Origin of the sequence: Moraxella pluranimalium (assembly GCF_002014825.1) — a bacterium.
GTDB classification, from domain to species: domain Bacteria; phylum Pseudomonadota; class Gammaproteobacteria; order Pseudomonadales; family Moraxellaceae; genus Moraxella; species Moraxella pluranimalium.
Genome location: NZ_MUYU01000013.1, coordinates 1 through 10,819, shown reverse-complemented (window position 1 = coordinate 10,819; position 10,819 = coordinate 1). Strand labels below are relative to the sequence as shown.

Annotated in this window: 13 protein-coding genes; 11 read left to right on the top strand and 2 right to left on the bottom strand. The window is 37.5% G+C overall.

Annotated features, from left to right (window positions below):
- A partial coding sequence (locus B0680_RS05900; RefSeq protein WP_143821369.1) for an alpha/beta fold hydrolase occupies positions 1–234 on the top strand: 234 nt, incomplete at its 5' end.
- A gap of 26 nt (positions 235–260) precedes the next feature.
- Positions 261–665: a diacylglycerol kinase catalytic domain-containing protein gene (locus B0680_RS05895; RefSeq protein ID WP_211271259.1), complete on the top strand. Its 405-nt coding sequence runs from the start codon at positions 261–263 to the stop codon at positions 663–665.
- A gap of 2 nt (positions 666–667) precedes the next feature.
- Here B0680_RS05895 and tetR(H) read toward each other — a convergent pair whose 3' ends face one another.
- Positions 668–1,291, bottom strand: coding sequence for a tetracycline resistance transcriptional repressor TetR(H) (gene tetR(H) / locus B0680_RS05890; RefSeq protein WP_078254174.1), 624 nt, complete (start codon positions 1,289–1,291; stop codon positions 668–670).
- A gap of 91 nt (positions 1,292–1,382) precedes the next feature.
- Between tetR(H) and tet(H) the strand changes: the two genes are divergently transcribed.
- The 3 genes from tet(H) to B0680_RS05875 are packed head-to-tail and all read left to right on the top strand — an operon-like array spanning position 1,383 to position 3,922.
- Positions 1,383–2,549 (top strand): tetracycline efflux MFS transporter Tet(H), encoded by a 1,167-nt coding sequence (tet(H), locus tag B0680_RS05885; RefSeq protein ID WP_078254173.1) that lies wholly within the window; start codon positions 1,383–1,385, stop codon positions 2,547–2,549.
- Positions 2,550–2,599: 50 nt separating this feature from the next.
- The gene (locus tag B0680_RS05880; protein ID WP_075592508.1) at positions 2,600–2,941 is read left to right on the top strand and encodes a DUF5713 family protein; all 342 of its coding nucleotides are present in this window, start codon (positions 2,600–2,602) and stop codon (positions 2,939–2,941) included.
- A 57-nt stretch (positions 2,942–2,998) separates the two neighbouring features.
- Positions 2,999–3,922 carry a broad-spectrum class A beta-lactamase ROB-3 gene (locus tag B0680_RS05875; protein WP_075606311.1) on the top strand — a complete coding sequence of 308 codons (924 nt, stop codon included), beginning with the start codon at positions 2,999–3,001 and terminating at the stop codon, positions 3,920–3,922.
- A 64-nt stretch (positions 3,923–3,986) separates the two neighbouring features.
- Here the strand turns inward: B0680_RS05875 and B0680_RS05870 are convergent, their stop codons facing one another.
- A complete protein-coding gene (locus tag B0680_RS05870) occupies positions 3,987–4,778 on the bottom strand; it encodes a MobA/MobL family protein (protein ID WP_078254172.1) in 792 nt (263 codons plus the stop codon).
- Between the two features lie 617 nt (positions 4,779–5,395).
- Here B0680_RS05870 and B0680_RS05860 point away from each other — a divergent pair.
- From B0680_RS05860 to B0680_RS05835, 6 genes are all read left to right on the top strand, one after another.
- Entirely contained in the window at positions 5,396–5,950 is a 555-nt protein-coding gene (locus B0680_RS05860) for a hypothetical protein (RefSeq protein ID WP_078254170.1), read from the top strand.
- 254 nt (positions 5,951–6,204) lie between these two features.
- Complete coding sequence (repM, locus tag B0680_RS05855) at positions 6,205–7,377, top strand: replication initiation protein RepM (protein ID WP_078254169.1); 1,173 nt, start codon at positions 6,205–6,207, stop codon at positions 7,375–7,377.
- A gap of 63 nt (positions 7,378–7,440) precedes the next feature.
- Complete coding sequence (locus B0680_RS05850; protein ID WP_078254168.1) at positions 7,441–7,632, top strand: hypothetical protein; 192 nt, start codon at positions 7,441–7,443, stop codon at positions 7,630–7,632.
- The gene (locus B0680_RS05845; RefSeq protein ID WP_078254167.1) at positions 7,632–7,910 is read left to right on the top strand and encodes a virulence factor; all 279 of its coding nucleotides are present in this window, start codon (positions 7,632–7,634) and stop codon (positions 7,908–7,910) included. The genes B0680_RS05850 and B0680_RS05845 overlap by 1 nt, the downstream gene beginning before the upstream one ends.
- Before the next feature lie 366 nt (positions 7,911–8,276).
- A complete protein-coding gene (abc-f, locus tag B0680_RS05840) occupies positions 8,277–9,866 on the top strand; it encodes a ribosomal protection-like ABC-F family protein (RefSeq protein WP_078254166.1) in 1,590 nt (529 codons plus the stop codon).
- Between the two features lie 250 nt (positions 9,867–10,116).
- On the top strand, positions 10,117–10,819 hold a 703-nt coding region (locus B0680_RS05835), incomplete at its 3' end, for an alpha/beta fold hydrolase (protein WP_078254175.1).

The following is a 10,819-nucleotide window of genomic DNA, read 5'->3' as shown; positions in this document are numbered from 1 at the left end:
GCTGCATTGCAAGGTGGTGGTGAAGAATATTGGAACAGATTAAACGAAATCAAACAACCCACCTTAATTATCCACGGAACAGACGACAAAATTTGGCATTATAAGAATGCAGGTTTTTTACTAGAAAAAATAAAAGGTTCAAATCTAATCACCCTTGAAGGTACAGGACACGAATTACACGTTGATGATTGGAAATCAATAATTGATGGAATAGAAAAACACATAAATGACTGATAAACAAAAACAACGACCCGCTAACAATGTATTGGAATGGCGCTGAAGAAGTGCAGTCTTCATCAGGCATTATTGTATCAACAGGATTGGGATCAACGGGGTGGTTTCAATCTATTCTTGCTGGTGCGATGGCAATTACAGGAGAAGCTTCGCACCCTCTATTACAAGGCTTTAGCTGGAGTGATCGAAAGCTACAATTTAGTGTAAGAGAGCCATTTCCAAGTAGAACAACAGGTGTTGCACTGACTTTTGGCACTATTGAGCCTGACTCACCACTGCAATTAGGATCTTTGATGCCAGAGAATGGCGTAATTTTCTCTGATGGCATCGAAGATGACTATTTACAATTTAATGCAGGTTGTATTGCTCACATTGGTATCGCTGACATACAAGGGCAACTAATTAGCCAAAAAGGGCGTCAGCGAATTTAGATTTATTTAGCGCTCTTTAATACTGTTTCAAGTCCAGAGATCATCACATCAAGGACAAACAAAAATGCAGCATCACCATTATCACTATCCATAATTGCAACGGCTTGGGTTAATAATGGCAGATAGGCAACAGTATCCGTCTCTACTTTTTCACGCTCTTTTTGGCTTTCTTGATGCTCTTGAGTTTCCAGTACGGAGCCTAATGTAAAATGCGCAATAGAGCTTAATGCATACACGGCTTGAGATAGACTAAACCCAGCATCACACAAAAACTGTAGTTGCTGTTCTGATGTCTCAAATTGACTTTCAGAGGGGCGTGTTCCCGCATGAATTTTGCCACCATCACGATACATTAATAAGGCTTGGCGGAAGCTTTTCGCGTTATTTCGCAAAAAGTCCTGCCATGTTTCATTCGGCAATGGCAAAACATGATGATGGTGCTTTTGCAAAATAGTTTCTGCTAATGCATCTAACAAAGCGCGTTTATTTTTTACATGCCAATACAATGTGGGTTGTTCCACACCTATTTTTTGCGCCAGCTTACGCGTTGTTAATCCTTCAATACCAACTTCATTAAGTAAAATCAACGCATTATCAATAACTTGTTCTTTATCTAGCTTTGCCATTACCTACCTCAAAATAAAATAGCCTTGACAATCTATCACTGATAGTGATATTTTACACCCACTCTATCACTGATAGATTTTTAGGATCTCAATGAATAAATCAATTATTATTATACTACTGATCACCGTATTAGATGCCATTGGTATCGGGCTTATCATGCCAGTACTCCCTACTCTATTAAATGAATTTGTCAGTGAAAATTCACTGGCAACCCATTACGGTGTGCTATTAGCGCTCTATGCTACCATGCAGGTTATTTTTGCTCCTATTCTAGGACGACTGTCTGATAAATACGGCAGAAAACCCATCTTGCTGTTTTCCCTTTTAGGCGCGGCACTCGACTATCTTTTAATGGCATTCTCAACCACACTTTGGATGCTCTATATTGGGCGCATCATTGCGGGGATCACAGGCGCAACAGGTGCCGTATGTGCATCAGCGATGAGTGATGTGACTCCCGCTAAAAATCGAACTCGCTATTTTGGTTTCTTAAGTGGTGCTTTTGGTGTTGGCCTTATTATCGGCCCAATGCTAGGGGGATTATTAGGTGATATCAGTGCTCATATGCCATTTATTTTTGCCGCTATTTCACACTCGATATTATTAATACTCTCTTTGCTCTTTTTCCGAGAAACACAAAAAAGAGAAGCGCTTGTTGCCAATAGGACACCTGAAAACCAAACTGCCTCAAATACAGTCACTGTTTTTTTTAAGAAAAGCCTCTACTTTTGGTTAGCAACCTATTTTATTATCCAGCTTATCGGGCAAATTCCTGCCACCATCTGGGTGCTGTTTACACAATATCGTTTTGATTGGAACACAACTTCTATCGGTATGTCTTTGGCGGTTCTGGGTGTATTACATATTTTCTTTCAGGCGATTGTCGCTGGGAAATTGGCACAAAAATGGGGCGAAAAAACCACCATTATGATCAGTATGTCTATTGATATGATGGGCTGTTTATTATTAGCGTGGATAGGCCACGTTTGGGTCATCTTACCAGCATTAATTTGCTTAGCGGCAGGAGGTATGGGGCAACCCGCATTACAAGGTTATTTATCAAAATCTGTCGATGATAATGCGCAAGGGAAATTACAAGGTACTCTGGTGAGCCTAACCAATATTACCGGGATCATTGGTCCCCTTTTATTTGCCTTTATTTATAGTTATAGCGTCGCTTATTGGGATGGTCTGTTATGGCTGATGGGGGCAATACTTTATGCTATGTTGCTTATTACCGCTTATTTTCATGAATAATACGTTTCAGGCTGCCTGAACATTCATAACCCATAAAATAAGGAAACAAGATGAACATTCAAAATCCGCAAATTCAATCATACGATTTTCTGCGTGGCATGTATGATGACGGCTATTTTCCCAATTTTTTGGTGGACAAATGCAAAGCCATTTTTTTGAATGTGTGCCAACGCATTGAACAAGAACAACCCGACAATTTAGACGCACTGTATGCCATTACGCACGAAGCCACCGAGCAACTCAATGAATTGCAAGATGAATTTGATGAAAATGACAGCGAAATTGAAACAGTTGCGCGTGATTGTTTTGGCGAAACCATGGAATTTATTGCCCAAGCTTATGGTTTTGATGACGCAGATGGTGTAGAATTGATTGCCCCGCGTGATTGGTAAAATTATTTTTCAGGCTGCCTGAAAAGAAATTTATTTAGTAAAATCAAAGGATAATTTATGTTGAATAAGTTAAAAATCGGCACATTATTATTGCTGACATTAACATTAACGGCTTGTTCGCCCAATTCTGTTCATTCGGTAACGTCTAATCCGCAGCCTGCTAGTGCGCCTGTGCAACAATCAGCCACACAAGCCACCTTTCAACAGACTTTGGCGAATTTGGAACAGCAGTATCAAGCCCGAATTGGCGTTTATGTATGGGATACAGAAACGGGACATTCTTTGTCTTATCGTGCAGATGAACGCTTTGCTTATGCGTCCACTTTCAAGGCGTTGTTGGCTGGGGCGGTGTTGCAATCGCTGCCTGAAAAAGATTTAAATCGTACCATTTCATACAGCCAAAAAGATTTGGTTAGTTATTCTCCCGAAACCCAAAAATACGTTGGCAAAGGCATGACGATTGCCCAATTATGTGAAGCAGCCGTGCGGTTTAGCGACAACAGCGCGACCAATTTGCTGCTCAAAGAATTGGGTGGCGTGGAACAATATCAACGTATTTTGCGACAATTAGGCGATAACGTAACCCATGCCAATCGGCTAGAACCCGATTTAAATCAAGCCAAACCCAACGATATTCGTGATACGAGTACACCCAAACAAATGGCGATGAATTTAAATGCGTATTTATTGGGCAACACATTAACCGAATCGCAAAAAACGATTTTGTGGAATTGGTTGGACAATAACGCAACAGGCAATCCATTGATTCGCGCTGCTACGCCAACATCGTGGAAAGTGTACGATAAAAGCGGGGCGGGTAAATATGGTGTACGCAATGATATTGCGGTGGTTCGCATACCAAATCGCAAACCGATTGTGATGGCAATCATGAGTACGCAATTTACCGAAGAAGCCAAATTCAACAATAAATTAGTAGAAGATGCAGCAAAGCAAGTATTTCATACTTTACAGCTCAACTAACAAATTCATTTTGTTAGAAAAAGTGAAAATTTAGGAATAAAAAACCGCCAAGTTTGGCGGTTTTTTATCGGTCAAAATTAAAATTATCATCACGATTTTTTGAAATTTCGTGCGGTCGTGGTGCATTTGGTTGCTGTGAAATTTCGTGCATTGTGATGTCGTGTATTGCTCGCTCTGCTTGCATTTTTTCCTTTTCTGCGTTGATAATCCAAATCGGTTTTTGTCGCTCTGGTGCTTCTGCTCCACGCTCGATATAGTTACGCATATCGACAAGTTCAGCAGATTTTTCATAACCGTGTCTGATTAGATGTTCCTTTAAGTGCTCGCCAAAGTCATGACGCAATGCCAAAAGTTCTTGCTGTCGCTCGGTGTGTGATTTGCCTGTATTCAATTTTTTAACGCCCCCTTTTTCGGGATTTTTGGCATTGTAGCGTTTAAAATATTGTTCCTTTGTGCGTTCTATACCGTCGTTTTTGCGTTCGCTAAACATAAGATGACAGTGCGGCTGAATGTGTCCGTCCCTTGCTGTCGTTTCATGATATGCGTATGTGTAGCTGTATCCCTGTAAGTGTTTTTCTACCCATTCATCAATCAATTCTATGTTCTGTTGATGTGTCAATTCTCTAGGCAATGATAGCAAATGTTCACGATACACTGAACCATTTTTTCGTTCGAACTCGTCGCCTGCGTCCCAAAATTCCCCCGCGTCCTGTGCCCAACTTGGCATATTTTCGCTACGCACAAAGATGATTTCTGTGTCCTTTTCTTTGTATTTTCCTTGACCTGTAATGTAGAGATAGTGCGGTAGCCCTTTGCCTTTTGCACCTGAATTTACTTCAAATCTTGATAGTGCCATGTGTCCCCCAATGCGAAAATTTGCAAATGAAAAATTGTCGATTTTAAGTAGTTTTTGGTCGATTTTGAGCAAAATTTGTCGATTTCGCAGTAAAAATTGTCGATTTTAATGCGTTTTTCGTCGATTTTAAGCGATTTTGTGCAATTCCAAGTAGTTTTTGGTCATCCACAGTCAAAAACACGCTAAAACAAGCTAAAAACTGCGTTCTACGAGCATTTTTTGTCGATTTCACAGTTAAATTTGTCGATTTTAAGAAAAATTGGTCATTTTTAAGCATTTTTTGTCGATTTTCAGTAGTTTTTTGCACTTTAGCAGTAAAAATTTTCGATTTATAAGTAAAAATTGTCGATTTAGCAGTAAAAAACGCAGTTTAGAAGTAAAAAGTATATCAAAAAATATGAGATTTTAAACAACGCTGTTAAGCGTTGTAGCGGGTTCTAGGGTGTCCCTAGACCGGTAGTTTCTGAGCCTGCGAAAGAAACGTCTAACCGGGCTTTGTGTGCACAAAGAACAATGACAGATTAGCGGAAAAGTGATAAAATTGCAAGGAAAATTAGCAAGATGAAATTTTGCAAAAAATCGGTAAATTTTGGCTGAAAATATATTAGGGGGATTGAATGACAACGCTAACCAAATCTGACATTGCATTGATTGATGACTTAATTGAAAGCAGAAAAAACGCAATCGACAGTCAATCAAAAATGATTGTTGAACACTGTCTAGCATACAAAAACAATCAAGATTGCAACCAAACCTTGATTAAAAACGCCCTAAAACTTTTCCGAGCGGACAAAAAAATTAAAGCGTATCAAGCAAAGATTGATACAGCAGAAAAACGACAATCCACACAACAACGAAAAGAAAAAGCACGAGAAAAATTTTTGGTTGGTAATGCAATGCTGAAAATTTTTGATGATGAATATGACTTCGTCATGATTAAAATGATTGCGTATAGTCAGACAGCAAACGAAAAAGACAGACAATTTTTGCTGTCGAATGTAGAAGTCAGACAAAAATCAGATGATGTATCTGTTTTAATTTATCGTGATGAAAATAAACGAATGTATCAACTAATAATCACAAAATTATCTGCTACAAAAACGCACTACGAGTTCTATTATGAACACGCTTATGAACAATACGAAGTCAAAGAACTTATCTTGCAACAATAAAAAATCAAACAAAAAAGCTTTTTTTGTTTTATAACAACTTTGTTGTTTTATAGACACTCGCAACGCCTTTGATAGCAAAGGTTTTCGCAGATATATGAGTAGTAATGGTCACCAATATGAGTAGTAATGGTCACCAATATGAGTAGTAATGGTCACCAATATGAGTAGTAATGGTCACCATTTGAGTAAGAAAAAAAATAATTTACTCAAATGATTTTTTTTGATAGAATGGGGGAAATTCTAGGGGGAATTGTATGGGAAATTTGATTGTCAAAGATAATGCATTGATTGAGTCGTCACACAGACTAAACGAAGTTGAACAGCGTCTTATTTTGCTTGCGATTTTGAAAATTCGTGAAAAATTTGACACGGTAGAGTCTGCACAAAATCAAGAATTAACAATTCATGCTGACGATTATATGCAACTTTTTGATGTGGATAGGCACGCCGCCTACAAGTCTTTGCGTAAAGCCGTCATGGGTTTATTTGAACAAAAATGGGGCTATCAAAGAATTAACAAGCGTGGAAATATTGAAGTCGTTTACGAGCGTTTTACACAATCTGCGAAGTATGTAGAAGCAGAAGCAACTGTAAAATTTATGTTTTCTACCGCTATTATCCCCATGCTTGTTGAGATTGAACGCAACTTTACAGCATACAACAAAGAACAGATTAAGCGTTTATCTGGTCAATATTCTTTGCGATTTTTTGAATTGTTAATGCGTTTTTTTGACAAAAAAAATGGTAAGGGTTGGTTTGAAATTTCGCTATCTGACCTGCGTTTTCGTCTTGGATTACATGAACATGAATACAGTTTGATGTCGAATTTCAAAAAATTTGTTCTTGACTACTCCATGAAACAAATCAATGAAAATACAGACTACTCTGTCAGTTACGAGCAGAAAAAACAGGGTCGTAAAATCGTTGGTTTTCGCTTTGACATTCAATCCAAAGTCAAAGAGAAGTCGCAAAAAAACAAAGAGCGTGATACAAATACTGTCGATATGTTCGACAATTTGACTGATAAAGAGCGTGAAATAGTTAAACAAAAGAATTTATACGCTGATAGTATCAACGCCACAGACATTCACCGCAAAAACCTTGTAAATAAAGCACTTGAGCAACACAGACAAGCGGAAAATGAAGCTAAAATCGAGCGTCAACGCAAGGAGCAAGCGAAAAAAGACGCTCAAAAACAAGTTAATGACGAGCTGTCGCACGCACTGAAAGTCTATGAGCAATTGCTCAATGCTGATGATGCTACTATCGAAAAATTTATCATTGCAAACGCAAAATTTTTAGGGAATGGGGGCGAAAAATTCTACTTTGAACGCAAAGAATATCGACAATGCTTGCTAATTATTCGCTACAAATTTGAAACGCTGTCGATATTCAAATCGTTTGATTTATCTGTATTGGATGAATAATTTCCACAGATAAATAAATTGGTGATATACTTGATTTTAGTATCCTAACAATAGGGGGTTAAGATGAATCAATCAGAAGTTCGCATTTCTAAGGGCGACATTATGCAATTCGGTGAATACGGCGTTGCATACGAAGTATTGGAATCTATCGAAACAAACAATGTTCTTGAGCTTGTTAAAATTCGAATCTTAGAATCAAATATTGTTGATGAATGCCGTGTTTTGGACATTGTTGAAAGTAAGAAGTTAGCCTAATGTTTGCCATTTCCTTTGACTTAGTTGTAGCTGATACCATAGCCAATCATCCAAAAGGCACTTCACAAGCGTATATCGATATTGCCAATACGCTAAAAAGTTTTGGGTTTAATAGAATCCAGGGTAGTTTGTATGTGAACGAAAGCGAAAACATGGCAAATTTATTTGATGCGATAAATGCTCTAAAGGCATTACCGTGGTTCGGTGCATCTGTGAGAGATATTCGAGCGTTTAGGGTTGAGCAATGGTCTGATTTTACGTTGTCTGTTAAAAATTAAAACTTGAATTGTCAAACCAAGTGCAGAAGTTTTTTCAATCTTCTGTTTTTTTTAAAAAATATTTGATTTATAATATAAAATAATTTATATTTGCATCGTATTAAACTCATAAATTATTTTTCAACTATATACAAAATTACAAATAAAATTGATATACGCAAGATATTTGTGTAAAATAAACGAATGTTCGTATATTTGGGCGTTGGTGGCAATACGAACCGAACTCTCGAAAAAAATTGTAGCTTTGCACCATAAAATTAAAAGTAAGCGAAAAATGTAAAAAAATAATTTCTTTCAGACCTTCAGAAAACAGTGAACTCGAAATCGAGTTTGGCTGATTTGTTTAATATCTAAAAGGAAGAAATTATGCTTACTATTCAAAATTTATCATATACACATCTTAACAAAGATTTACTGTTCAGCGACATCAATCTGACGGTAAATAATCACGGAAAAATTGCATTAATTGGCAACAATGGTGTTGGAAAATCTACCTTGCTGAAAATTATTGCCAAAGAATTACAACCGTCTGACGGACTGTTGAAAGTCGAAACGCAACCGTATTATATTCCGCAAATTTTCGGGCAATTCAATCATTTAACCATTGCACAAGCCTTGCTAATTGATGAAAAACTGAACGCTTTGAAAGAAATTCTGAACGGAAATGTATCGGAAGAAAATTTCAGTTTGCTCAATGACGATTGGACGATAGAAGACCGTTGTAGGGAAGCCTTGAACTATTGGAATTTGTCTAATTTAGACTTGTCTCAAAAAATGGAAACATTGAGCGGAGGACAGAAAACCAAAGTGTTTTTGGCAGGAATTTCCATTCACCAACCCGAGTTGGTTTTGTTGGACGAGCCGAGTAATCATTTGGATAATTCGGGAAGAAATATTTTGTATGATTTCATCGAAAACACAAAAAGCACCTTGATTATCGTAAGCCACGATAGAAAATTATTAAATATTCTGGATACCGTTTGCGAACTGAACAAAAACGGAATTAAAGTTTATGGAGGTAATTATGATTTTTACAAAGAGCAAAAAGAAATTGAAATCAATGCGATAAGCCAAGATATACACAGCAAAGAAAAGGCGTTGAAGAAAGCGAAAGAAAAAGAACGTGAAACCACAGAACGGCAACAAAGATTAGATGTCCGAGCCAAGAAAAATTTAGGCAAAGCAGGACTTCCGAAAATAGTTTCCGGTACGTGGAAAAACAGTGCAGAGCGGAGTACCGCCAAAATTGCGGGTGTTCACACAGAAAAAATCAGGAATATCAAACAAGAGCTTCAAAACCTGCGTTCTTCGCTTTCGGAAACCGACCAAATGAAATTCGGGTTTGACAACGCCAAACTACATAAAGGCAAAAAGTTGTTCGTTGCCGAAAATATCAATTTTAGTTATGAAAACGGAAACTATTTGTGGACGGAAAATCTTAACTTTCAAATTGTAAGTGGAGAACGAATTGCCATAAAAGGTACAAACGGTTCGGGAAAAACAACCTTGATAAAAGTGATTTTGAGAAATCTGAAACCACAAATCGGGACGGTTTTTATCGCAGAAAATAAATCGGTTTATATCGACCAGGATTATTCTTTGATTGACAATAATCTGACAGTTTACGAACAGGCACAAGTGTTTAACACGACTGCATTGCAGGAACACGAAATTAAAATTCGGTTGAACCGGTTTTTGTTCACAAGAGAAGATTGGGGTAAATCTTGTAACGCTTTGAGTGGTGGAGAAAGAATACGTTTAATGCTATGCTGTTTAAGTATCGGCAATCAATCACCCGATATGATTATTTTGGACGAGCCGACCAACAACTTAGACATTCAAAATATTGAAATTCTGACGAATGCAATCAACGATTATCAGGGAACATTGCTTGTCATTTCTCACGATGAAACTTTTTTGGAGCAAATCAATATTAAACGGAAAATAGCACTGTGAACAACCAGTACTGCCACCAACAAGGGTTTTGCAAAATGGCGGGTTAAGTAATAGTTGAAAGTTTTCTGCTTCGTAATCCGCAAAAGCCAATTTTATTGGCTTTTTTTCATAATTTAGCAAATAGAAATTGGCTTTTGCTACGTGTCGTCTAAATCGAAACTTTCCGCTTCGATTTTCCGCCACTTCGCAAAGCCCCGAAACGTTAGCGGGCATTGTGAAAGATACCAGCATAACAGTTAAACATTGATAAATGAAAAAAAAACTACTTTGGATATTAATTTTAGGACTGATAATAATCAGTTGCAAACAAAGGAAAACAGAAATGAAAGAGAAAATAATTAAAACAAACGGCATTGAACTCTGTACGGAAAGTTTTGGAAATAAGAAAAATCCAGCAATCCTTTTGGTAGCAGGTGCAACCGTATCAATGCTGTATTGGGACACTGAATTTTGCCAACAATTATCTGAAAAAGGATTTTTTGTTATTCGTTACGACAACAGAGATGTAGGAAAATCCACTAATTATGAACCAGGTTCTACTCCATACGATATTGTTGACTTAACTAATGACGCTATTTCAATATTGGATGGCTACAAGATTGACAAAGCACATTTTGTGGGGATTTCTTTGGGCGGACTAATTTCTCAAATAGCATCAATAAAGTTTGCCGACAGAGTTAACTCCTTAACTCTTATGTCATCAGGCCCTTGGGGAGACTCAGACCCAACTATACCTGAAATGGACACGAGTATTTTAGATTTCCATAGTAAAGCAGGTACAGTCAATTGGACAAATGAAGACAGTGTGGTAAACTATTTAATTCAGGGTGCAGAATTAATGAGTGGCAAGAAACAATTTGACAAACAAAGAAGTGAAAAACTGATAAGAGCTGAGTTCAATAGAGCCAACAATTATATAAGTATGTTCAATCACGCTGCATTGCAAGGTGGTG

Bases quoted from the DNA above. Each gene is read 5' to 3' on its own strand.
- repM (WP_078254169.1), top strand. From the start codon at position 6,205: ATGGGAAATTTGATTGTCAAAGATAATGCATTGATTGAGTCGTCACAC.
- B0680_RS05850 (WP_078254168.1), top strand. From the start codon at position 7,441: ATGAATCAATCAGAAGTTCGCATTTCTAAGGGCGACATTATGCAATTC.
- abc-f (WP_078254166.1), top strand. From the start codon at position 8,277: ATGCTTACTATTCAAAATTTATCATATACACATCTTAACAAAGATTTA.
- B0680_RS05845 (WP_078254167.1), top strand. From the start codon at position 7,632: ATGTTTGCCATTTCCTTTGACTTAGTTGTAGCTGATACCATAGCCAAT.
- B0680_RS05880 (WP_075592508.1), top strand. From the start codon at position 2,600: ATGAACATTCAAAATCCGCAAATTCAATCATACGATTTTCTGCGTGGC.
- B0680_RS05870 (WP_078254172.1), bottom strand. From the start codon at position 4,778: ATGGCACTATCAAGATTTGAAGTAAATTCAGGTGCAAAAGGCAAAGGG.
- B0680_RS05895 (WP_211271259.1), top strand. From the start codon at position 261: ATGTATTGGAATGGCGCTGAAGAAGTGCAGTCTTCATCAGGCATTATT.
- B0680_RS05860 (WP_078254170.1), top strand. From the start codon at position 5,396: ATGACAACGCTAACCAAATCTGACATTGCATTGATTGATGACTTAATT.
- B0680_RS05875 (WP_075606311.1), top strand. From the start codon at position 2,999: ATGTTGAATAAGTTAAAAATCGGCACATTATTATTGCTGACATTAACA.